This is a genomic window from Pseudomonas sp. NY15364 (genome assembly GCF_048068235.1).
Taxonomy (GTDB): Bacteria; Pseudomonadota; Gammaproteobacteria; order Pseudomonadales; family Pseudomonadaceae; genus Aquipseudomonas; species Aquipseudomonas mendocina_D.
The window spans coordinates 1-21,975 of record NZ_JBLUPX010000044.1; the positions used below are offsets into that span (position 1 = coordinate 1).

Here is a 21,975-nt window from a genome sequence, read left to right on the forward strand (position 1 = left end):
GTAATGCGCCGAACGAGAGCCGCACACCACAAACTCCAGAGAGCAAAACACCCCGCGCAAGGTAGGGCGTTCAGTGTTGCAATGGATATCGTGATTCGCGGTGAACGACGGGTTACGCTTCGCTAATCCATCCTACGGAGTTGATCCGCCTTACCGGGTTACGGAGTTGATCCGCCTTACCGGGTTGAAGGGTGAATCAATGCGCAAACGGACGCAGAAATTGACGACGCCGGGCACCTCGGACTAACAATGCCACCCCTGCGTCGCTGCGCTCCGACTGCCTGTCCGAATGAACGTGGAACAGGTGGCCAGATGGCCGTGGAATGCCTGGCCAGATGAGCGTGGACTGGGTGGCCGGATGGTGTGGAATCCGCAACCGCCCCCAAACAGCAGAACGCCCCGCATGAAGGCGAGGCGTTTAGTTTGCAACGGCGGATACAGCAGGTTCGCGGTGAACGACGGATTACGCTTCGCTAATCCATCCTACGAATTGATCCGCCTTACCGCGTTCCGACTGCCTGTCCGAATGAACGTGGAACAGGTGGCCAGATGGCCGTGGAATGCCTGGCCAGATGAGCGTGGACTGGGTGGCCGGATGGTGTGGAATCCGCAACCGCCCCCAAACAGCAGAACGCCCCGCATGAAGGCGAGGCGTTTAGTTTGCAACGGCGGATACAGCAGGTTCGCGGTGAACGACGGATTACGCTTCGCTAATCCATCCTACGAATTGATCCGCCTTACCGCGTTACGAATTGATCCGCCTTACCGCGTTGCTCGGCTTCCGATAATCAGCGGCACGAACCAGGGGCGTAGCGAGCTGCTGCACCGGCAGAGGCACATGTCCACTGGAACACTTGGGTACCTTGGCCGCCAGTAGAGGCGGTACCCAGTGCATAAGCAGCACCAGAGGCATCTCGAGCAGGCGTCAGAGTGATGGTATCGGTACTCGCCATAGGAACCCCTAAATTGGTGGCGTGCGGCACCACAACGATTGCCCCAGTGTTCGCATTCGTGGTGATGGACGCGACCATTCGGGTCGGGTTCGTCGCGTCGCAACCAAAAGCGTTGGTGCCGGTGAGCGTGGAGGCCGGATTCATAGTCTGAATCGTCTCGCTGATGGTCGTGCGGCATTGCGATGCGGCCAGAACCACTTCAGACATGCGCGCCTTAACGGTGTAATCCTTATAAGCCGGCAGCGCAACTGCCGCCAGAATACCGATGATCGCCACAACGATCATCAATTCAATCAGGGTAAAACCCTTTTGCATTTGAGCTTTCATTCTCTAACTCTCCTAGAAATGGACAGGTCCAGCGACCTGAGCACGACAATGCAGCCGGCGTGCCAACTTTAGTAAGCATGCCAAACAGGGCTATTCGACCAGGCCGACGCATACCGCAACACCGCCGACGGACACTAACTGACCTTTTTCGTCACCTGGTAAAACGCGGTTTGGCAGGCGCCAGCATCTAGGCTATAAGGCAAGCATTGTGTGTGGAGCCCCCGATGAACGAAAGCGTATCTCTCTCCGGCCTGGCCAAGCAGATGGTGCTGGCCGAGCTGCTGGACGAAAAAGCCGCTCAACAGGCGCAACTGCAGGCCCAGCGCAACAAGCTGTCGCTGGTGACCTACCTGGTGCAGAACAAGCTGGTAAAGAGCCGCGCCCTGGCCGAACTGGCTTCGGAGCAGTTCGGCGTTTCCTTTCTCGACCTCAACACCCTCGACAAGGAAAGCCAGCCGCGCGACCTGATCAGCGAAAAACTGGTACGCCAGCATCGCGTACTGCCGCTATGGCGGCGCGGCAACAAACTGTTCGTCGGCCTTTCCGACCCGTCCAACCACCAGGCCGTTACCGATGTGCAGTTCAGCACCGGTCTGACCACAGAAGCCATACTGGTCGAGGACGACAAGCTCGGCGATGCCATCGACAAGTTCTTCGACTCAGCCAATAGCAGCATGGAAGATCTGGCCGATGTCGATCTCGATGGCCTGGATGTAAAGGCGGTAGACGATGATAAGCAGATAAACGATGGCAATGCCGATGCTGACGATGCGCCCGTGGTGCGCTTCGTCAACAAGATGCTGCTGGACGCCATCAAGGGCGGCTCATCGGACCTGCACTTCGAACCTTACGAAAAGAACTATCGCGTGCGTTTTCGTACCGATGGCATTCTGCATGAGGCGGCTCGCCCGCCCATCCAGCTGGCGCCACGGATTTCCGCTCGCCTCAAGGTGATGGCCGCGCTGGATATCTCCGAACGGCGCAAGCCGCAGGACGGTCGGATCAAGATGAAAATCTCCAAGACCAAGGCCATCGATTTTCGCGTCAACACCCTACCCACGCTGTGGGGCGAAAAGATCGTGATGCGAATTCTTGACCCCACCAGCGCACAGATGGGTATCGATGCACTGGGGTACGAGGAGGAACAGAAAGAACTGTATATGGCTGCCCTCAAGCAGCCCCAGGGCATGATTCTGGTCACCGGCCCCACCGGCTCGGGCAAAACCGTATCGCTGTACACCGGCCTGAACATCCTCAATACGCCTGATGTGAACATCTCCACCGCCGAAGACCCGGTGGAGATCAACCTGGAGGGCATCAACCAGGTCAACGTCAACCCCAAACAGGGTATGGACTTCACCCAGGCGCTGCGCGCCTTCCTGCGTCAGGACCCGGATATCATCATGGTCGGTGAGATTCGAGACCTGGACACCGCCTCCATTGCCGTCAAGGCCGCGCAGACCGGGCATATGGTGATGTCGACGCTGCACACCAATAGCGCTGCGGAAACCCTGACCCGCTTGCGCAATATGGGCGTACCCTCCTTCAACATCGCCACCTCGGTCAACCTGATCATCGCCCAGCGCCTGGCACGCAAGCTGTGCAATAGCTGCAAGAAGGAAGTGGACGTACCGCGCGAGACGCTACTGGCCGAAGGCTTCCCCGAGGACAAGATCGGCAGCTTCAAGATTTATGGCCCGGTGGGCTGTGAAAACTGCAAGGGCGGTTACAAAGGGCGTGTCGGTATTTATGAAGTGGTTAAAAACACGCCCAACCTGCAGCGGATTATCATGGAGGAAGGCAACTCCATCGATATTGCCGCGCAGATGCGTAAAGACGGCTTTAATGACCTACGCACCTCCGCTTTGCTCAAGGCCATGCAAGGGGTCACCAGCCTTGAGGAAGTCAACCGCGTAACCAAGGATTAACCATGGCGGAAAAAGCTCTAAAAACCAGTGTGTTCACCTGGGAAGGCAAGAACAAAAGCGGTGCCGTCGTCAAGGGGGAGCTCAGCGGGCAGAACCCGTCCTTGGTCAAGGCGCAACTGCGCAAACAGGGGATCAATCCGACCAAAGTACGCAAAAAGGGGGTGTCGCTCTTCAGCGCAGGCAAGAAGATCAAACCCATGGATATCGCCCTGTTTACCCGGCAGATGGCGACCATGATGAAGGCTGGCGTGCCGCTATTGCAGTCCTTCGACATCATCTCCGAGGGCTTCGACAACCCCAATATGCGAAAGTTGGTGGATGAAGTTAAGCAAGAGGTGGCCGCAGGCAATAGCTTTGCAGCCTCACTACGCAAGAAGCCGCAATACTTCGATGAGCTGTATTGCAACCTGGTGGAGTCTGGCGAACAGGCCGGTGCCCTGGAAAACCTGCTGGACCGAATTGCCACCTACAAAGAAAAGACCGAAGCCCTGAAGGCCAAGATCAAGAAGGCGATGAACTATCCAATCGCTGTTGTGGTGGTCGCCATCATCGTCTCAGCCATTTTGCTCATTAAAGTTGTACCGCAATTCGAGGAAGTTTTCGCCAACTTCGGCGCTGAACTACCTGCCTTTACGCTGATGGTAATAGGCATATCGCAATTTCTTCAGGAGTGGTGGTTCATTTTTCTGATTGCAATCATCGCCGCTGCCTTTGCATTCAAAGAAGCGATGAAGCGCTCGCAGAAACTGCGCGACTCGGTTGACCGTGGCGTACTGAAACTGCCAATCGTCGGCGACATTCTTTACAAATCTGCGGTAGCCCGCTTCGCACGCACACTATCAACGACTTTTGCCGCTGGCGTGCCACTGGTCGATGCGCTGGATTCGGTCTCCGGCGCCACCGGTAATGTGGTGTTCAAGAATGCGACCAACAAGATCAAAGCAGATGTATCTACCGGCATGCAGCTTAACTTCTCAATGCGCACCACCGGCACCTTCCCCTCCATGGCCGTGCAAATGACCGCTATCGGCGAAGAGTCTGGCTCGCTGGATGAGATGCTCGACAAGGTGGCCAGCTTCTATGAAGCAGAAGTGGACAATATGGTCGACGGCCTAACCAGCCTGATGGAGCCGATCATCATGTCCGTACTGGGCGTGCTGGTCGGTGGCCTTATCATCGCCATGTACCTGCCTATCTTCCAGTTGGGCGCAGTGGTCTGATCGATGCCTGTACTCGACTTCCTGGCCAGCCATGTGCTGGCCTTTGTTTTGTGTGCTTTGTTGCTGGGCCTGCTGATCGGCAGCTTCCTCAATGTAGTGATCTATCGCCTACCCGTGATGCTGCAACGCGACTGGCAAGGCCAGGCGCGCGAGGTGCTGGAGTTGCCGCCGGCACCAACCGCTCAGACCTTTAACCTGATCCTGCCCAATTCCTGCTGCCCCAACTGCGGTCATGAGATAAAGCCCTGGGAGAACATCCCGGTCATCAGCTATTTGTTCCTGCGCGGCAAGTGTTCGAACTGCAAAACCCCGATCAGCAAACGTTACCCCATCGTCGAACTGGCCTGCGGCCTGCTTTCAGGCTACGTCGCCTGGCACTTCGGCTTTACCTGGCAGGCCGGGGCGATGCTGGTGCTGGCCTGGGGGCTGCTGGCGATGAGCCTGATCGATGCCGATCACCAGATTCTGCCGGATGTGCTGGTGCTGCCATTACTGTGGCTGGGCTTGATCGTCAATTACTTCGGGCTTTTCACCAGCCTGGAAGATGCCCTGTGGGGGGCGATTGCCGGTTACCTGAGCCTGTGGTCGGTGTATTGGCTGTTCAAGCTGATCACCGGCAAGGAAGGCATGGGTTACGGTGACTTCAAGCTACTGGCGATGCTCGGCGCCTGGGGTGGCTGGCAGGTTCTGCCGCTGACCATTCTGCTGTCGTCGCTGGTCGGGGCGGTGCTGGGGGTCATTATGCTGCGCATGCGTGGCAGCGATTCCGGCACGCCGATTCCCTTCGGCCCTTATCTGGCGATTGCCGGGTGGATCGCATTGCTCTGGGGCGATGTGATTACCGGCAGTTATCTGAAGTTCGCTGGGTTTTGAGTCAAACAGCCACCCATAGTCGCCCAAGTTGTAGGAGCCCCGCCTCGGGGCGAAGTTTCTGGATTTAGCGCTGAACCTCAGAACCATTCGCCGCGGGGCGCGGCTCCTACAGGGTTTGAGCTAACCCAGCGACACTCGTCACTCCCGCGAAGGCGGGAGTCCAGGAGTTATCCTGACTCCAAAAGCTGGGTCCCCGCCTTCGCGGGGATGACGGATCGCGGTACACGCGGTTCGCATCATCCAGCAATCCCCCCTACAATCGCGGCCTTGAGCAGTAACGAGACCGCATTGGCGTTATGAAACCCTGGATACTCGGCCTGACTGGCGGCATTGGCAGCGGCAAGAGCGCAGTGGCGCAAGGCTTTATCGAGCGCGGTGTGCACGTGGTGGACGCCGATCATGCGGCGCGCTGGGTGGTGGAGCCGGGGCGTCCGGCGCTGGCAAAGATTGTTGAGCACTTTGGCGCGGGCGTACTGCAAGCCAATGGCGAGCTGGATCGCGCTGCGCTGCGCAAGCTGATATTTGCCGCCCCGGAGCAACGCCGCTGGCTGGAAAGCTTGCTGCACCCGCTGATCGGTCAGGAGATCGTTCAGGTGCTGGCGCGCGCAGAATCGCCCTATGCCATTCTGGTGTCGCCACTACTGGTCGAGTCCGGCCAGCGGCAGATGACCCAACGCATATTGGTCGTCGACACGCCTGCCGAGTTGCAGGTGCAACGCACCATCGCGCGCGATCAGAGTTCGGAAGAACAGGTTCGCGCCATCATGCAGGCCCAGGCCAGCCGCGAAGAGCGCCTGCGCCATGCTCACGACGTGCTGGTCAATGATCGTGATATGGCCTGGCTGGACGCGGAGGTCGAGCGCCTGCACAACTTTTACCTGACCCTGCGCGGAGGCCAGCCATGACCATTACCGTTCAATGCCCAACCTGTAGCGCGCCCGTCGAGTGGAAAGCCGAAAACACCTACCGCCCCTTCTGCTGCGAGCGCTGCAAGCTGATCGATCTGGGCGCCTGGGCCGCTGAAGAGCATGCGATTCCCGGCAATGACATGGAAGACGAGCTGTTCAGCGGCGACCTGCCGACACGGCCGCATTGACGAGCAATCGCGGCTAAAGCCGCTCCTACGGTAGCGCCTGGATAAGCTACGGAAGCCATCAGCATCCTGCGCGCGGGCGGTGCGCACGGCGCACCCTACGGGGCTCAGGGGCGCATGAAGGCGTAGTCGCGGTCATCGTCGAGGTTGTCGGCGAGAAACTGCAGTTCGTGCGCCAGCTCCTGGGGATCACGTAGCGCCTTGCTCCGCTGGACGAGCTCCGACAGCAGCGCACGCAATGCCACGACTGTCTCGTAGCCCTGCGTTTCGGCGTCATGCAAATCGTCCTGAACAGCGTTTCTTGCCCAGCTGTGAACACTCATATCGAGTCCCTCGGAGGCGTTTCTCACAGCATGGCGGCAGGCCCGTTTCAGATATTGACGGGGATCAATCCGCTCGCCGCCATTCAATCGGCCAATACGGCGTCATTCACTCGCCGCGATCACTCTCCTTCCAGGGCGCCTGCAGGTAACGGCTGCGGTTGAAGGTTTCCAACCAGTCCGGGTAGAACACCACCAACGCGGTGACGATGGTGCCGTTGATAAAGGCTTCGGGGAACGCCACCAGCCACAGGTAGCCGGCAAAGTCGTCCAGCCAGGGCGGCATGGGGAACAGCCCATCCATCCACAACAGGGCGAGACCGCCGAGCAAGGTCATCAGGGTCGCCAATGCCGCCGGGAAGAACCCGCAGAAGAAGATGTAGACGAACAGGTTGCGCGGCTGCGCGCGTTCTACACGGATTGCGCACAGCTCGGTGACCAGCACCGGAATCAGCACCAGCAGCACGCCGTTGATACCGAGCGAGGCCAGGTCCATACGACCGATAGCCAGCAGGCCAAGCTGCGCCGCCAGTCCCGCCAGCACGGCAAGTGGCCAATCAAGCAACAGGGTTACGGCGGTCATACCGATGAAGTGATAGGAAAGCCCGGAGTCGAAATCGCGGCGCACCAGCCAAAGCAGGAACAGCGCGAGCATGGTGCCGAACAGCAGATGCTGGCGGCGCAGATCACTGAACAGCTCGACCCAGGGCGCCCGCGCCACCGCCCAGAGCAGCGCCAGCCCGTAGACCAGCCAGCCGACCAACAAGGTGGAGAACGCCAGCAGGTTGGAAGCGATCATGCGCGCACACCCTCTCCTTCATTCATCGCCATGCCCGGCAGTCTACACCGGTACTCGAATTTGATTTTGCCGGCAGAGCAGCTGCCCTGCCATTGATCGACAACAGGCAACGAAACCTTGCTGGATTTCCGCGCTCACCGGAACGACCGAGGCTGCAGGCACTGGCATGCGGGTAAGCGCTGCGGCTAAGCTTCAGACATGGACGATTCCGATTATCTGCGCTTACTTACGCACCAGGCCGAACAAGCCAATGCCTTCCTCTCCAACGCCAAGAAATGGGAGCGTGAGCGTTGGGTCTGTCAACGCCTGCTGCAAGCGCTGAACGTGCGCCATCACAGCGATGACTTCACGCCCAGCGGCCAGGAGCCGCCGGACGTGCTGTTTCGCGATGCCAATTTCGAAGTGTTTTTCGTGCTCGATGAAGGCCGGCGCCTCAATGACGAGTGGCGCGCCGAACTGGAGCGGCGCCGCAGCGCCTTTTCCCTCAGCCAACTGGTCCGGCGCGAAGCACGCCCCAAACGCATTGCAGCCAGCGAGATGCAGGCGCGTCTGGCGCCGACCTTGCGCAAGAAGGCGCATAACTATCGCGAGCGTGGCATCGACCTGGGCGAACTCGACCTGGTCGCCTTCGTCAGCCTCAAGCGCGCCGTGCTCGACTGCAACAGCCACTTCCCGCCCCCTACCGAATACCTGCGCCAGGGCTGGCGCTCGCTGTCGCTGGTTGGCCCGCGCTTCGCCCGAGTACTGTTCGCTCACCCGGACGCGCCGGATTTTCTGCGGCAAAACCTCGGCCGCAGTCTGCTGTTCGACATCGGTATCGGCCTGTGAGCCCCTTGCAGGAATTGCTCGCCGACGTGCCGCAAGTCGGCCAGGTGCGCTGGATAGGGGTTCGCCCCAAGGCGCGCGAGGCGATGCTCGAAGTCGAGGCCGTGGAAGCGCGGCGTGAAGCCGGCCTGACCGGCGATCACAGCCGTCCCGGGCCACGCAATGCGCGGCAGGTCACGCTGATCCAGTGGGAACACCTGGCCGTCATTGCCGCCTTGCTCGGCCGCGATGCACCCATGCCGCCCAGCGAGCTGCGCCGCAATATCGCGGTCGCCGGCATCAATCTGTTCAGCCTCAAGGGCCGTCGCTTTCGCATTGGCCAGGCACTACTGGAAACCACCGGTTGGTGCCAACCCTGCGCCCGCCTGGAGGAACGCCTCGGTCGCGGCACCTTCCAGGCCATGCGTGGCCATGGCGGCATTACCGCTCGCGTGATCGAGGGCGGCATCATCCGCCTGGAGGACACGGTAAGCGTGGAACCCCTCGAAACGATATCTGACCCGCAGGACAACGATGCTCGCCAAGGCTGGCGGGCACGCCTAGCAGGCCGTTGAAAAACGTAGGCGAGGCAGCCAATGCAAGGCAAAAAAAGGCGAAAAAGCGGAGTTTACGAGCTGTAAATGAGCATTTTGAGCCTGTTTTTAACGCAGCAGTGGCAACGCAGATAGTTTTTCAACAGCCTGCTAAGATAGTTGCATTCAAGCAGAGGCCCACCCATGACCAGTCGCCTGAGCCCCGAAGACCAACAGAAAGTCGACCAATACCTGAGCGCACCGCAGCATCAGGTTGAACGTCAGCCGTTTCGCGTTTGGCATCTGCTGGCGCTGGTCATGGTCGTGACCATTGGCCTGGGCCTGCTGAGCCGCTTGCTGAGTCGACTGGTGCTATGAGCTGCCTTGCGCTCGCCCTCTCGCACTCACACCGTCTTTTTCAAAGCCTTGTGAGCAATATCCATGTCCCATCGCATCGTGATTGTCGGCGGCGGCGCCGGCGGTTTGGAGCTAGCCACCCGTCTGGGTAGAAAACTGGGCAAGAGTGGCGCGGCCCGAATCATTCTGGTCGACGCCAACCTCACCCACATCTGGAAGCCCCTGCTGCACGAAGTGGCCGCCGGCTCGTTGAACTCCTCGGAAGACGAACTGAACTACGTGGCCCAGGCCAAGTGGAACCATTTCGAGTTCCAGCTCGGGCGCATGTCCGGCCTCGACCGTGCCAGCAAGAGCATCACCCTGGCACCGACGCTGGATGACGATGGCCAGGTACTGATGCCTGAACGCCGCATCACCTACGACAGCCTGGTCATTGCCGTTGGCAGCACCACCAATGACTTCGGCACGCCTGGTGCCGCCGAGCACTGCATTTTCCTCGACACCCGCGCGCAGGCCGAGCGCTTCCATCGCCGCATGCTCAGCCACTACCTGCGTGCACATGCCAGCGAGAACGAATACGGTTCTAAGATCGATATCGCCATCGTCGGCGCCGGCGCCACCGGGGTCGAGCTGGCAGCAGAACTGCACCACGCGGCCAAGCAGTTGGTCGCCTATGGCCTAGACCGCATTCGCCCCGAAGACATGCGCATCACCCTGATCGAGGCCGGGCCGCGTGTGCTGCCTGCTCTGCCCGAGCGCATCGCACGACCGGTGCATCAGACCCTGGAGAAGCTCGGCGTCACCGTGCTGACCGGTGCGGCTGTCAGCGAAGTGACTGCCGACGGCCTGAAAACCGCCGACGGCAACTTCATCCCGGCCAGCCTGAAAGTCTGGGCTGCCGGCATTCGCGCCCCCGGTTTTCTCAAGGATCTCGACGGTCTGGAGAGCAACCGCATCAACCAGTTGCAGGTTCGTCCGACGCTGCAAACGACGCTCGATGACGACGTGTTCGCCTTCGGCGACTGCGCAGCCTGTCCGCAGCCAGGCACTGAGGGCCGCAACGTGCCGCCACGCGCCCAGGCAGCGCATCAGCAGGCATCGCTGCTGGCCAAGTCGCTACGTTTGAAGATCAGCGCCCAGCCGCTGCCGGAATACCGCTATCGCGATTACGGCTCACTGATCTCGCTGTCGAGCTTCTCCGCGGTCGGTAACCTGATGGGCAACCTGACCGGCAGCGTCATGCTAGAAGGCTGGCTGGCGCGAGTGTTCTACGTGTCGCTCTACCGCATGCACCAGATGGCCCTGTATGGCGTACCACGTACCCTGCTGCTGATGCTCAGCGATCGTATCGGACGCAGCACCGAGCCACGCCTGAAGCTGCACTAGAAGCGACCCAATAGGTAACTGTAGGAGCGGCGACCCGCCGCGAACCTGGGCGGCGCGGCTGGAAAAGCTTCGCCCCGAGGCGGGGCTCCTACGAAAGGCTGTTCGCACCAGCCACCCAAGGCCTGCCGATACCCCTCTCCCCCGGCCCCTCTCCCGCAAGCGGGAGAGGGGAGACAAGCACGCAGCGCGATTCCAGTCTTGTAGGGTGGGCCGGGACAATGCGAGACGGCCCAGACGCACGTGAGGCGCAGAAACGAACAAGCCCGCACTAAGCGGGCTTGTTCGTTGTAGTGGTGGGTCGTGTAGGATTCGAACCTACGACCAATTGGTTAAAAGCCAACTGCTCTACCAACTGAGCTAACGACCCGAAAATGGTCGGGGTAGGGGGATTCGAACTCCCGACATCTTGCTCCCAAAGCAAGCGCGCTACCGGACTGCGCTATACCCCGATAGGAAGTTGGCTCCGCGACCTGGACTCGAACCAGGGACCCAATGATTAACAGTCATTTGCTCTACCGACTGAGCTATCGCGGAACTTCGGTCTTCCAGCTCTGTTGCGCTTCGGCTTTCGCTTTACCGCTTCAGAGGCGCGCCATTTTACGTAGCAAAATTTCCCTGTCAACCCCTGCAAACTGCTTTTACGACAATGCTTTGCAGGCAAGCCATGGACTACTATATGTTTCATCGAACTGCGGCACGACGCAGGACGCGCCAGCCGACGACGCCAGCCAGGACAGTCCATGAGCAACCAGGACAAGCCCCCCATTCATCCCAAGGTGGTTAGCCTCGCCAGCCGCGGTATACAGCCGCGCTTCAGCGATCTGGTACAAGCCTGCCGCAAACTGGTGATGAATCGACTGGCGGAGCATCTGAGCGGTGTCTTCGGCCAAGTCGATGACACCCTGTTCGAGTGCGCCGAGAAAGCCGAGAACAACAAGGTGCAGACGTTGTTCTTCGACAACATGCGCGAGATCCGCCGCCAGCGCCCGCAGATCGAGCGCAGCTACCACCAGGCCATCGCCAACAATTTTTCCGATTTCCTCGACGGCAAGCTGCAGGATCGGACGCCGGCCGAAGTGGCCCCCGAGCAATTGGCCCTGGTGCAGAACGAGGATTACGAAGAAACCCTGCAAGTCACCAATATGGTCAGCCGGGTCAAGGCACGCTGCACCCAGCCGCTATTCGCTCTGGAGCAGCGCCTGGCGCTGCTCAACAACGGCCAGAAGCTCGGCGAGGACAGCAACCCCTTCGGCCCACAGGCCATTGCCCAGGCGTTTCGCGATGCGCTGGCGCCCTGCCCCTTCCCACTGCAGATCAAGACCATCCTCTACATGCTCTTCGATCGCCATGTGATGCAGAGCCTCGATTCACTCTATGGCGCACTCAACCAGCGCCTGATCGATGCCGGCGTGCTGCCCAACCTCAAGTACAGCGCGCAGATCACTCAAAGCGTCAGCCGCACCGACGCCCCGCCGAAAGAAGCCCAGGCGCCCCAACAGACAGCGGGCAGACCGGGTACGACGCCAGCGCCCGTAGAGCCGGCGCTGTTCGATCTGGATCTCAGCGCACCGCCGCCGAGCGATCCGGGCGCGCTGTTCAGCGGCCTGTCCAGCCTGCTCGGCGAACACCGCCAGAGCCACCCGGACGCGCCGCTGCTGGGCGGCACACGGAGCATCGTCAGCTTCTCACCGCGCCAGGCCAGCCGTACCTACAGCGCCAGCGAACTGCTTGCCGCACTCAATCGCATGCAACAACAGTCGGCCCACGAACTGGCTCAACGCCTGCACCAACCGCAAGCCGTTGAAGGCCTCAAGGCCGACCTGCAGCAGCAACTGGAATCGCACAGCAGCTTGCCGGGCGACAGCAAGGTGTCCGATCAGGAAGCCGATGTGATCGACCTGGTTGGCATGCTGTTCGACTTCATCCTCGATGACGAGAACCTGCCGGACGCCTGCAAGACAGCGCTGTCGCACCTGCATACGCCCTATCTGAAAATCGCGCTGCAGGACAAGGCGCTGTTCACCCAGCACCACCACCCGGCGCGGCGCCTGCTCAACACCATGGCCCAAGCCGGCGTGCTGTATGGCAACGAGGGCGACGAACGCGGCCTGCTGGCCAAGATGCAGTGGGTGGTCGAACGGGTGATTCACGGTTTCAGCGGTGATCTGGGACTGTTCGACAGCCTGATCGAGGAGTTCAACGAATACGTCGAAACCCTGCGCCACAAGGTCGAGCTGCGCGAACGCCGCGCGGTCGAGGCCGCCAAGGGTCGTGATCGTTTACTAGGAGCTCGCGAGCAGGCACTTGAAGTGGTTCAGCGATGCGTCGGGCAGCGCAACCTACCGACAATCATCCGCAACTTCCTCGAACTGACCTGGGCTGATGTGCTGGTTTTCGTCCTGCTGCGCCATGGCGAGCAGAGCACGGAATGGAAACGCTCCTGCGAAGTGGCCGAGCAGTTGGCCTGGAGCGGCACGCCGCTGAATGAGACAGAGGCGCTGCAATTGCAGGAGCAGCGCGTGCCGATGCTCAGCGATCTGCGCAAGGGCCTGGAATTGCTCGGCGGCTATCACGAAGACGGCATCCGTCGCCTGCTGCAGGACCTGGTGGCCTGCCAGCATGCGGTGCAAGCCAAACAACCGCAGTTGGCCGCCCAGCTCAAACCCACTCTGCCAGAAAGCCCCTTGGGCGCCATGCTCGGCGAGGATGCCGACCTGGCTCGCCAGGCACCTTCGCGCAGCAAGCTCTCGGCGCGCGCACAAGCCCTGGCCAAGGAGCTGGCCAACGTCGAATTCGGTACCTGGTTCGAGTTCGTCGAGGGCGGCAAGAGCCGCGTACTCAAGCTTTCCTGGTTCAGCCCGACCACGCACAACTACATGTTCGTCGACCACAGTGGCCAGCGCGTGGCGATCAAGCCGCTAACCCTGCTGGCCAGTGAGATGGAAAAGGGCCTGGCCCGTATCGTGACACCCGAACGCGCGACGCCACTGGTCGATCGCGCGCTGACTGCCATCTACCGTGTGCTGCAGCGCTTCACTGGGCGCACGGCCGAACCCCGCTGAGGAATTTCCATGGAAGAGCGTCGTCAACACAGCCGCCATGGCACCGAAATGCAGCTGGAGGTCTTCGACCTGAACAGCGGGCAGCGCCTAGGCCGCATAGTCGACCTGTCTGCCGATGGCTTCATGCTGTTCAGCGACACCCCCCACACCGCTGATGCGGTACTGGAATGCCGCCTGGTGTGCACCACAGGTAGCGATGCAGTACAGGAAGTACATCTGGGTGCCGACTGCCTGTGGAGCCGCCCCGGCGCCGACGGTCAGCATTGCTGGGCGGGCTTTCACATCATCGATCTGGCCGAGGACCAGGCCCAGGCGCTGGAGAACCTACTGGCCAGGCTCTGAACCAGCCGCGCGCCACCACAACGAAAAACGGAGCCCGAAGGCTCCGTTTTTTCATCTGGCGAACCTACTGCGCCAGCTTCTTGTAACGCACGCGGTGCGGCTGCGCGGCGGCATCGCCCAGACGCTTCTTGCGATCGGCTTCGAACTCGGTGTAGTTGCCTTCGAAGAAGTTGACCTTGCCGTCATCCTCGTAAGAGAGGATGTGCGTGGCAATACGGTCGAGGAACCAGCGATCGTGGGAAATCACCACGGCGGCGCCCGGAAAGTCCAGCAGCGCCTCTTCCAGCGCGCGCAGGGTTTCCACGTCGAGGTCGTTGGACGGTTCGTCGAGCAGCAGCACGTTGCCGCCCTGCTTCAAGGTCAGCGCCATATGCAGGCGACCACGCTCACCACCGGAGAGGTCCTTGACGAACTTCTGCTGGTCGGCGCCCTTGAAGTTGAAGCGGCCGACGTAACCGCGCGACGGCACCTCGTAGTTGCCGACCTTGATCATGTCGAAGCCGTCGGAAATCTGCTCCCACACGGTCTTGTTGCCGTCGAGCATCTCGCGGCTCTGCTCGACGCTGGCGATCTGTACGGTTTCACCGATCTCGATGGTGCCGGAGTCCGGCTGCTCCTTGCCGGTGATCATGCGCAACAGGGTCGACTTACCGGCGCCGTTACCACCGATCACGCCGACAATGGCGCCTTTGGGGATGCTGAAGGACAGGTCGTCGATCAGCACGCGGTCGCCGAAGGACTTCGACACGTTGTGGAAATCGATGACCTTGTCGCCCAGGCGCGGGCCAGCCGGGATGTAGATCTCGTTGGTCTCGCTGCGCTTCTGGAATTCCTGCGACTGCATTTCCTCGAAGCGCTGCAGACGTGCCTTGGACTTGGACTGGCGTGCCTTGGCGCCCTGGCGTACCCACTCCAGTTCGGCCTTCATCGCCTTGGCGTGCGACGCCTCGGCCTTGGCTTCCTGAGCCAGACGGTTGGCCTTCGACTCCAGCCAGCCGGAGTAGTTGCCCTCGTAGGGGATACCGTGGCCGCGGTCGAGTTCGAGAATCCAGCCGGCGACGTTGTCGAGGAAGTAACGGTCGTGAGTAATCGCTACCACTGTGCCGGGGAAATCGTGCAGGAAGCGCTCCAGCCAGGCGACCGAGTCGGCGTCCAGGTGGTTGGTCGGCTCGTCGAGCAGCAGCATGTCAGGTGCCGACAGCAGCAGGCGACACAGCGCCACGCGGCGTTTCTCACCACCGGACAGGTGCTCGATCTTGGCGTCCCAGGCCGGCAGGCGCAGCGCATCAGCGGCAACTTCCAGCTGGCGCTCCAGATTGTGGCCATCGGAGGCCTGCAGAATGGCTTCGAGCTTGGCCTGCTCGGCAGCCAGGGCGTCGAAGTCGGCATCCGGCTCGGCATAGGCGGCATACACTTCGTCGAGGCGGGCCTGGGCCTGCTTGATCTCGCCTACCGCCTCTTCGACGATGTCGCGCACCGTCTTGCTCGGGTCGAGCTGCGGCTCCTGCGGCAGGTAGCCGACCTTGATCCCCGGCATCGGACGAGCCTCGCCGTCGATCTCGGTGTCGACGCCGGCCATGATGCGCAGCAGCGTGGACTTACCGGCACCGTTGAGGCCCAGCACGCCGATCTTGGCGCCTGGGAAGAATGACAGGGAGATGTCCTTGAGAATTTCACGCTTCGGCGGGACGACCTTGCTGACCCGATGCATGCTGTAGACGTACTGAGCCATGGAGAACCTGACTGGTGAGAATAAGGGCTGAAAATGGCGGGCCTTGCAGACACTGCGAAAACGTTGCGAGTGACGACACCGACAACGCCTGCAGTCTACCAGGCGGCCAACCTCTGGCGCCTGTCGGCCTGGCCGCCGCGTTAACGGCTGCAGGCAGTTTTCATCGAGCCTGCAGCGGGGCGTTGGCAAAGACCTTAGCCCCTGCCGGAGCGAACGCCAAGTACCGCGCGGACAGCTCACGCGCGCGGCGCAAAGCTACCGTAATGTACGAGGCAGGGCAAACCTACGCTCGTCGGCGCGGCTGGCACTTGGCCACGTTTGCAGGCATTCTACGCGGCTTGCGCGAGCACACGCGGGCTCGCACGTTTCACTGCTCAAGATAGCCCAGCACCAGCTGCAGGTTCACAGAACGTGTCGACTCCCTCATCCCTGCCTTCATCGTCCCCGGGCGAGTCGCGAACACCGAAGCGCCGTGTAGCGCTGAGGCGTGCACTGGTGGTGCTGGTGCTGGCGATCCTGGGATTGCTGGCCTGGCAACTGACGCAGGAATATCGCCAGCTGCTCGCTAGTCAGAAGCAGCTGAGCCTGAGTTACGCCAGCCAGCTGGCCAAGCATGTCAGCCTGAACATGCGCCTGAAAGCGCAGGCAGGCCAGGCGATGCTGGAAAACAGCCAAGCGCGCGATGGTGACGGCAGCGCCCTGGTGGCGACGCTACGCGGTATTTTCCCTACGCTGCGCAGTGTCGCCTGGCTCGATGGCAACGGCCAGTTGCTGGCCGACAGCGCCAGCGAATCACGCGACCTCAGCTTCATTCGCAACCAGCAGCAACGCAGCGGCGCGGCGCCCTATCACTTCGCCTTCAGCGCACTGGACGGCGGCGCGCTCTACCTGCTGCTGCGTCAGCCTGACGACAGTCACCGAGTATTGCGCATGCGCACCAGTGCGTTGCGTGGCTGGCTGCGCGAGCAGCACCAGAGCGAGCACGACTGGTTGCTCGAAGATCTGCTCAGTCACCGCGTGATAGCACGTGCCGATGACCTGCAACAGGCTGGCGGCATCATCGCGCCGGTTACTGCGGCAGAACAGGCACAAAGCCTGGAACTGATCGCCCTGCCCGGCAGCGACTGGCAACTGCGCGCCCTGTTCGATGCAGAACGCGCCGGCAACGAGCTGATGCCGACCCTGGCCGGCAAGTTCCTGCTGTTCGCGCTGTGCAGCCTGCTTACCCTGCTGGCCCTGTACGGCCTGCAACGCGAGCAGCGCAGCCTGCAGCGCCTGAATAGCGAAACACGCCGCTCGCTGCGCCAGGCCGCCAGCGCGCTCGGTGCCGTCGAAGAACGCATTCTGGTGACCCAGGCCGATGGCAAGGTGCGCTACCTGAACCCGCAGGCCGAAGCGCTGTTCGGGGTTCCCAGCAACGTGGCCGGGGAACTCCATCTGCTTGATCTGCTGCCCGATCTCGACCCGCTGCTGCTAAACAGCCCACAACTGAGCAGTGATCTGGGAGCGGAGCTGATCAGAGTCGAAAGCGAGGGGCGCGAGCGACTGTTCGCCGTGACCCGTAGCGATATCAGCGAAGTCGGGCGTCATGCCGGTTACGTCTGGGTGCTGCGTGACGTGACCGACGAGCAGCAGGCCATGCGCGTGCTGCAGGAAACCCGCAGGCGCTATCAGGATATCTTCGAGGGCACCGGCGTGGCCCTGTGCGTCCTCGATCTCTCCGGCATGCGCAGCCTGCTGCTGCAGCACAAGCTGCGTGACGAAGCCGGCCTGCAGCGCTGGCTGCGTGCCGATAGCGCACACCAGGAGCAGCTGATCGAGCACCTGCACCTCACCGAAGCCAATCAGGTGGCGCTCAACCTGCTCGGGGTGAAGAGCACCGAGCAGGCCTGGCAGCAACTGATCGACAACGGCCCGATACAGCCCGACGATCTGCGTTATCGCCTGGCCGTGGCCGTGCTCGAAGGCCCCAATCTGGTGGAGCTGGAAACCCAGCTGGCCACCGCACAGGGCCTGCAGCGCCATGTATGGCTGGTACTGCGTCTGCCGGAAATGATTCAGGATTATCAGGCCGTCACCCTTAGCATCAGCGACATCACCAGCCGCAAGCGCATCGAGCTGTCGCTGATCGAGCGTGAGCGCTTCTGGTCCGAGGTGGTTCGCTCGGTCCCCGACCTGCTCTACGTGCATGACATGCAGAACCAGCAGGTGCTGTTCAGCAACCACAGCCTCGGCTTGCAGCTGGGCTATAGCGTCGGCGAGCTCAAGGAGATGGCCGGGGATTTCTGGGAGCAGGTACTGCACCCGGACGACAGCGAATACTACTGGCGCATTCGCAACCTGCAGAAAGTGGTCGGCAACGGCCTGCTGCTCGAATCGGTGCTGCGCTGGCGTCACCGCGACGGTCAGTGGCGCTGGTTCAGCATCCGTGAGCAGGCGCTGGCGCGCGATGATCGCGGGCGCGTCAGCCGCCTGATCGGCTTGGCCAAGGACATTACCGAGCAGATCGAGCGCAACCAATCGCTGCGTGACAGCGAGCAACGCTACCGTCTGCTGGCGGAAAGCATCAGCGACGTGATCGTCTCCACCGACGACAGCCTGAACCTGAACTACGTCAGTCCGTCGGTCGAAGCCATGCTCGGTTACGACGCCGAATGGGTGACGACCAACGGCCTGCAAGGCCTGGCGGCCAATCCGCAGCAGCTCGCCAGCCTCTACCTGCTGCTCGAGCGGATTCGCGACTCACTCGGCGAGCAGGATCGACTCAACCGCATGCGCGATGAACTGCCAGACCAGCTGTTCGTCTTCGACTGCCTGCGCGCCGATGGCCACAAGATCCCGGTGGAACTGCGCCTGGTATTGATGTGGGACGAGAATGGTCGCTTCGAGGGCATCCTTGGCGTTGGCCGCGACGTCAGCCAGCAACGTCGCGCGGAAAAAGACCTGCGCATGGCTGCCACGGTGTTCGAACACTCCACAGCAGCGATTCTGGTGACCGACCCGGCCGGTTACATCGTACAAGTCAACAAGGCCTTCAGCCGCGTCAGCGGTTATTCCGCCGGGCAAGTGCTCGACCAGCTTCCAGGCATGCTCACCGCCGATCGCCAGCAGGCGGCACACCTGCAGTACATCCTCGGCCAACTCAACCAGCGTGGCAGTTGGGAGGGCGAAGTGTGGCTCAAACGCAAGGGAGGGGAAAACTTCCCTGCCTGGGTCGGCATCACCGCCGTCCACGACGAGGAAGGCGACCTGGTCAGCTACGTGTGTTTCTTCAGCGACATCAGCGAACGCAAGGCCAGCGAACAGCGCATCCATCGTCTGGCCTACTACGACGCCCTGACCCACCTGCCCAACCGCACCCTGTTCCAGGATCGCCTGCACAGCGCCCTGCAGCATGCGGATCGGCATGACGAATGGGTGGTGCTGATGTTCCTCGACCTCGACCGTTTCAAGCCGATCAACGATTCGCTCGGCCACGCCGCCGGCGACCGCATGCTCAAGGATGTAGCCGTGCGCCTGTCGGCCTGCGTCGATGGCGACGACACCGTGGCGCGCATGGGCGGCGACGAATTCACCCTGCTGCTGCAGCCGCGCGCCACCCGCGAGGGCGCACTGAATCGCGCCATTCATGTCGCCGAGCAGATTCTCTCCAGCCTGGCCCGCCCTTTCGTGCTCGAAGGCCGCGAGTTCTTCGTCACCGCCAGTATCGGTATCGCCCTCGCCCCGCAGGACGGTAGCGAACTGAGCCAACTGATGAAGAACGCCGACACCGCGATGTATCACGCCAAGGAGCGCGGCAAGAACAACTTCCAGTTCTACCAGGCCGACATGAACGCCAGCGCTCTGGAGCGCCTGGAACTGGAAGGCGATCTGCGCCACGCTCAGGAGCAGGGCCAGTTCGTCCTGCATTATCAGCCGCAGTTTGCCGGCGACGGCAATCGCCTGACCGGGGTCGAAGCACTGCTGCGCTGGAACCACCCGAGCCGCGGCCTGGTATCACCCACCGAGTTCATTCCGGTGCTGGAAGAGCTCGGTCTGGTGGTCCAGGTCGGCGAATGGGTACTGGAGGAAGCCTGCCGCCAGTTCAAGGCATGGCAAGAAGAGCAGATACGTATCCCCAAAATCTCGGTCAACCTGTCGGCCCGTCAGTTCGCCGAAGGTGATCTGAGCGCACGGATCGCCACCATTCTGGACAGAACCGGCGTGGCCCCGGCCTGTCTGGAGCTGGAGCTCACCGAAAGCATACTGATGCGTGACGTCGCCAGCGCCATGCAAACGCTCGGCAACCTCAAGCGTTTGGGGCTGTGCATTGCGGTGGATGACTTCGGCACCGGCTATTCGTCGCTGAACTACCTCAAGCAGTTCCCCATCGACGTCTTGAAGATTGATCGCAGCTTCGTCGACGGCCTGCCCGATGGTGAACAGGACGCGCAGATCGCTCGCGCGATCATCGCCATGGCGCACAGCCTGAACATGATGGTGATCGCCGAGGGCGTGGAGAGCCAGGCACAACTGGACTTCCTGCGCGAACACGACTGCGACGAAGTGCAGGGCTACCTGCTGGGTAGACCGATGCCCGCTCGGCAGCTCACCGCCCAGTTCAGCGGCGCAGCGCTGTTCATGCTCAGCTGACTGGCGAACACCAGCAGGCCCTGCGCCCAACTCAGCATGAAGGCCATTTGTCAGGCTCATGACCGACCTTCATATGCCTGAATGCGACCTTTGCGGTAGAATCCGCCGCCTATTTCTTCCGCCCAACTGGTTTTCAGGGGATTGCCATGTTCAGCCGTGATTTGAACCTCGCTCGTTATGACGCCGAACTCTTTGCCGCGATGGAGCAAGAAGCTCAGCGCCAGGAAGAGCACATCGAGCTGATCGCCTCGGAAAACTACACCAGCCCGGCGGTGATGGAAGCCCAGGGCAGCGTGCTGACCAACAAGTACGCCGAAGGCTACCCGGGCAAGCGTTACTACGGTGGCTGCGAGTACGTCGACGTGGTCGAGCAACTCGCCATCGACCGCGCCAAGGAACTGTTCGGCGCCGACTACGCCAACGTCCAACCTCACTCCGGCAGCCAGGCCAACAGCGCTGTGTACATGGCCCTGCTCAACGCCGGCGATACCGTACTGGGCATGAGCCTGGCCCACGGCGGCCACCTGACCCACGGTGCCAGCGTCAGCTTCTCCGGCAAGATCTACAACGCCGTGCAGTACGGCATCAATGATCAAGGCCTGATCGACTACGACGAAGTAGAGCGCCTGGCCGTCGAGCACAAGCCGAAGATGATCATCGCCGGCTTCAGCGCCTACTCGCAGGTGCTCGACTTCCCGCGTTTCCGCGCCATCGCTGACAAGGTCGGCGCCTACCTGTTCGTCGACATGGCTCACGTCGCCGGTCTGGTCGCCGCCGGTCTGTACCCGAACCCGGTCCCGTTCGCCGACGTGGTCACCACCACCACCCACAAGACCCTGCGCGGCCCGCGCGGCGGCCTGATCCTGGCGCGCAAGAACGAAGAGCTGGAGAAGAAGTTCAACTCCGCGGTATTCCCGGGCGGCCAGGGCGGCCCGCTGGAGCACGTCATCGCCGCCAAGGCCGTATGCTTCAAAGAAGCGCTGCAGCCTGAGTTCAAGGCTTACCAGGCGCAGGTGATCAAGAACGCCCAGACCATGGCCCAGGTGTTCATCGACAATGGCTACGACGTGGTTTCCGGTGGCACCGAGAACCACCTGTTCCTTCTCTCGCTGATCAAGCAGGACATCACCGGTAAGGATGCCGACGCAGCGCTCGGCCGCGCCTTCATCACCGTTAACAAGAACAGCGTGCCGAACGATCCGCGTTCGCCGTTCGTCACCTCCGGCCTGCGTATCGGTACCCCTGCTGTCACCACTCGCGGCTTCAAGGAAGACGAGTGCCGCCAACTGGCGGGCTGGATCTGCGAAGTACTGGCCAACATCGGCAACGATGAAGTCGAAGGCCGCGTGCGTGAGCAGGTCAAAGCCCTGTGCGCCCAGTTCCCGGTCTACGGCAACTAAGACAGCACCTGAAACGAAGAAGCCCGCCAATTCAGACTGTGTGAAAACCTAGCAGTCTGAGAGCAAGCTGAAGACAATGCCTCCATCAGTCGATAGGGGCATGGTCGTTTATGGGCTACATCCAGGGCGAAGGTCGTCAGCAAAGCAGCCTGTTTCCTCCCACATTGGAGGAGCTGGTGCCGGAGGATCACCTGGTACGGGTGATCGAGGCCTA

At 61.5% G+C, this 21,975-nt stretch carries 17 protein-coding genes and 3 tRNA genes; 13 read left to right on the forward strand and 7 right to left on the reverse strand.

The features are described 5' to 3' along the window. Window positions 1-788: 788 nt before the first annotated feature. A complete protein-coding gene (locus tag ACNFCJ_RS22350) occupies window positions 789-1,280 on the reverse strand; it encodes a pilin (protein WP_416773683.1) in 492 nt (163 codons plus the stop codon). A 224-nt stretch (window positions 1,281-1,504) separates the two neighbouring features. Here ACNFCJ_RS22350 and pilB point away from each other — a divergent pair, with 224 nt between their 5' ends. The 5 genes from pilB (at window position 1,505) to yacG (ending at window position 6,397) form a co-directional block, all read left to right on the forward strand. After that, window positions 1,505-3,208, forward strand: coding sequence for a type IV-A pilus assembly ATPase PilB (pilB, locus tag ACNFCJ_RS22355; protein WP_416773684.1), 1,704 nt, complete (start codon window positions 1,505-1,507; stop codon window positions 3,206-3,208). Between the two features lie 2 nt (window positions 3,209-3,210). Further along, complete coding sequence (locus tag ACNFCJ_RS22360; protein ID WP_108234286.1) at window positions 3,211-4,428, forward strand: type II secretion system F family protein; 1,218 nt, start codon at window positions 3,211-3,213, stop codon at window positions 4,426-4,428. Window positions 4,429-4,431: 3 nt separating this feature from the next. Then, the gene (locus tag ACNFCJ_RS22365) at window positions 4,432-5,301 is read left to right on the forward strand and encodes a prepilin peptidase (RefSeq protein WP_416773685.1); all 870 of its coding nucleotides are present in this window, start codon (window positions 4,432-4,434) and stop codon (window positions 5,299-5,301) included. A gap of 296 nt (window positions 5,302-5,597) precedes the next feature. Then, window positions 5,598-6,206, forward strand: coding sequence for a dephospho-CoA kinase (gene coaE, locus ACNFCJ_RS22370; protein WP_004425004.1), 609 nt, complete (start codon window positions 5,598-5,600; stop codon window positions 6,204-6,206). Then, window positions 6,203-6,397, forward strand: coding sequence for a DNA gyrase inhibitor YacG (gene yacG, locus ACNFCJ_RS22375; protein ID WP_247723117.1), 195 nt, complete (start codon window positions 6,203-6,205; stop codon window positions 6,395-6,397). Before coaE ends, yacG begins: the two co-directional genes overlap by 4 nt. Before the next feature lie 104 nt (window positions 6,398-6,501). Here the strand turns inward: yacG and ACNFCJ_RS22380 are convergent, their stop codons facing one another. Together ACNFCJ_RS22380 and ACNFCJ_RS22385 are read right to left on the reverse strand one after the other, a co-directional pair. Beyond that, complete coding sequence (locus ACNFCJ_RS22380) at window positions 6,502-6,717, reverse strand: hypothetical protein (RefSeq protein WP_416773686.1); 216 nt, start codon at window positions 6,715-6,717, stop codon at window positions 6,502-6,504. 106 nt (window positions 6,718-6,823) lie between these two features. Beyond that, window positions 6,824-7,513 (reverse strand): energy-coupling factor ABC transporter permease, encoded by a 690-nt coding sequence (locus ACNFCJ_RS22385; RefSeq protein WP_004425010.1) that lies wholly within the window; start codon window positions 7,511-7,513, stop codon window positions 6,824-6,826. 198 nt (window positions 7,514-7,711) lie between these two features. On the opposite strand from ACNFCJ_RS22385, the gene ACNFCJ_RS22390 reads away from it, so the two are divergent. The 4 genes from ACNFCJ_RS22390 (at window position 7,712) to ACNFCJ_RS22405 (ending at window position 10,593) form a co-directional block, all read left to right on the forward strand. Beyond that, window positions 7,712-8,341: a DUF1780 domain-containing protein gene (locus ACNFCJ_RS22390; protein WP_416773687.1), complete on the forward strand. Its 630-nt coding sequence runs from the start codon at window positions 7,712-7,714 to the stop codon at window positions 8,339-8,341. Beyond that, window positions 8,338-8,892: an MOSC domain-containing protein gene (locus ACNFCJ_RS22395; protein ID WP_416773688.1), complete on the forward strand. Its 555-nt coding sequence runs from the start codon at window positions 8,338-8,340 to the stop codon at window positions 8,890-8,892. Before ACNFCJ_RS22390 ends, ACNFCJ_RS22395 begins: the two co-directional genes overlap by 4 nt. Window positions 8,893-9,054: 162 nt before the next feature. Beyond that, window positions 9,055-9,228 (forward strand): DUF3094 family protein, encoded by a 174-nt coding sequence (locus tag ACNFCJ_RS22400; RefSeq protein WP_090337031.1) that lies wholly within the window; start codon window positions 9,055-9,057, stop codon window positions 9,226-9,228. A gap of 63 nt (window positions 9,229-9,291) precedes the next feature. Next, entirely contained in the window at window positions 9,292-10,593 is a 1,302-nt protein-coding gene (locus tag ACNFCJ_RS22405) for an NAD(P)/FAD-dependent oxidoreductase (RefSeq protein ID WP_004425018.1), read from the forward strand. A 291-nt stretch (window positions 10,594-10,884) separates the two neighbouring features. On the opposite strand, the gene ACNFCJ_RS22410 is transcribed toward ACNFCJ_RS22405, so the two are convergent. The 3 genes from ACNFCJ_RS22410 to ACNFCJ_RS22420 form a co-directional block, all read right to left on the reverse strand. Further along, window positions 10,885-10,960: transfer RNA gene (locus ACNFCJ_RS22410), tRNA-Lys, on the reverse strand. A 5-nt stretch (window positions 10,961-10,965) separates the two neighbouring features. After that, window positions 10,966-11,042 (reverse strand) — tRNA-Pro (locus ACNFCJ_RS22415). A 9-nt stretch (window positions 11,043-11,051) separates the two neighbouring features. Further along, a tRNA-Asn gene (locus ACNFCJ_RS22420) sits at window positions 11,052-11,127 on the reverse strand. Window positions 11,128-11,333: 206 nt separating this feature from the next. On the opposite strand from ACNFCJ_RS22420, the gene ACNFCJ_RS22425 reads away from it, so the two are divergent. Together ACNFCJ_RS22425 and ACNFCJ_RS22430 are read left to right on the forward strand one after the other, a co-directional pair. Then, window positions 11,334-13,655, forward strand: coding sequence for a DUF1631 domain-containing protein (locus tag ACNFCJ_RS22425; protein ID WP_416773689.1), 2,322 nt, complete (start codon window positions 11,334-11,336; stop codon window positions 13,653-13,655). 9 nt (window positions 13,656-13,664) lie between these two features. Then, the gene (locus tag ACNFCJ_RS22430) at window positions 13,665-13,997 is read left to right on the forward strand and encodes a PilZ domain-containing protein (protein WP_179545805.1); all 333 of its coding nucleotides are present in this window, start codon (window positions 13,665-13,667) and stop codon (window positions 13,995-13,997) included. A gap of 64 nt (window positions 13,998-14,061) precedes the next feature. On the opposite strand, the gene ettA is transcribed toward ACNFCJ_RS22430, so the two are convergent. Further along, entirely contained in the window at window positions 14,062-15,729 is a 1,668-nt protein-coding gene (ettA, locus tag ACNFCJ_RS22435) for an energy-dependent translational throttle protein EttA (RefSeq protein WP_416773690.1), read from the reverse strand. Between the two features lie 411 nt (window positions 15,730-16,140). On the opposite strand from ettA, the gene ACNFCJ_RS22440 reads away from it, so the two are divergent. Together ACNFCJ_RS22440 and glyA are read left to right on the forward strand one after the other, a co-directional pair. After that, on the forward strand, window positions 16,141-20,361 hold the full coding sequence (locus tag ACNFCJ_RS22440) for an EAL domain-containing protein (RefSeq protein WP_416773691.1): 4,221 nt from the start codon (window positions 16,141-16,143) through the stop codon (window positions 20,359-20,361). A gap of 146 nt (window positions 20,362-20,507) precedes the next feature. Beyond that, window positions 20,508-21,761 carry a serine hydroxymethyltransferase gene (gene glyA / locus ACNFCJ_RS22445; protein WP_179575536.1) on the forward strand — a complete coding sequence of 418 codons (1,254 nt, stop codon included), beginning with the start codon at window positions 20,508-20,510 and terminating at the stop codon, window positions 21,759-21,761. Window positions 21,762-21,975 lie beyond the last annotated feature (214 nt).

Excerpts from the sequence above, each read along its gene's own strand:
- ACNFCJ_RS22350 (WP_416773683.1), bottom strand. The coding sequence starts at position 1,280 with ATGAAAGCTCAAATGCAAAAGGGTTTTACCCTGATTGAATTGATGATC.
- pilB (WP_416773684.1), top strand. The coding sequence starts at position 1,505 with ATGAACGAAAGCGTATCTCTCTCCGGCCTGGCCAAGCAGATGGTGCTG.
- ACNFCJ_RS22360 (WP_108234286.1), top strand. The coding sequence starts at position 3,211 with ATGGCGGAAAAAGCTCTAAAAACCAGTGTGTTCACCTGGGAAGGCAAG.
- ACNFCJ_RS22365 (WP_416773685.1), top strand. The coding sequence starts at position 4,432 with ATGCCTGTACTCGACTTCCTGGCCAGCCATGTGCTGGCCTTTGTTTTG.
- coaE (WP_004425004.1), top strand. The coding sequence starts at position 5,598 with ATGAAACCCTGGATACTCGGCCTGACTGGCGGCATTGGCAGCGGCAAG.
- yacG (WP_247723117.1), top strand. The coding sequence starts at position 6,203 with ATGACCATTACCGTTCAATGCCCAACCTGTAGCGCGCCCGTCGAGTGG.
- ACNFCJ_RS22380 (WP_416773686.1), bottom strand. The coding sequence starts at position 6,717 with ATGAGTGTTCACAGCTGGGCAAGAAACGCTGTTCAGGACGATTTGCAT.
- ACNFCJ_RS22385 (WP_004425010.1), bottom strand. The coding sequence starts at position 7,513 with ATGATCGCTTCCAACCTGCTGGCGTTCTCCACCTTGTTGGTCGGCTGG.
- ACNFCJ_RS22390 (WP_416773687.1), top strand. The coding sequence starts at position 7,712 with ATGGACGATTCCGATTATCTGCGCTTACTTACGCACCAGGCCGAACAA.
- ACNFCJ_RS22400 (WP_090337031.1), top strand. The coding sequence starts at position 9,055 with ATGACCAGTCGCCTGAGCCCCGAAGACCAACAGAAAGTCGACCAATAC.
- ACNFCJ_RS22405 (WP_004425018.1), top strand. The coding sequence starts at position 9,292 with ATGTCCCATCGCATCGTGATTGTCGGCGGCGGCGCCGGCGGTTTGGAG.
- ACNFCJ_RS22425 (WP_416773689.1), top strand. The coding sequence starts at position 11,334 with ATGAGCAACCAGGACAAGCCCCCCATTCATCCCAAGGTGGTTAGCCTC.
- ACNFCJ_RS22430 (WP_179545805.1), top strand. The coding sequence starts at position 13,665 with ATGGAAGAGCGTCGTCAACACAGCCGCCATGGCACCGAAATGCAGCTG.
- ettA (WP_416773690.1), bottom strand. The coding sequence starts at position 15,729 with ATGGCTCAGTACGTCTACAGCATGCATCGGGTCAGCAAGGTCGTCCCG.
- glyA (WP_179575536.1), top strand. The coding sequence starts at position 20,508 with ATGTTCAGCCGTGATTTGAACCTCGCTCGTTATGACGCCGAACTCTTT.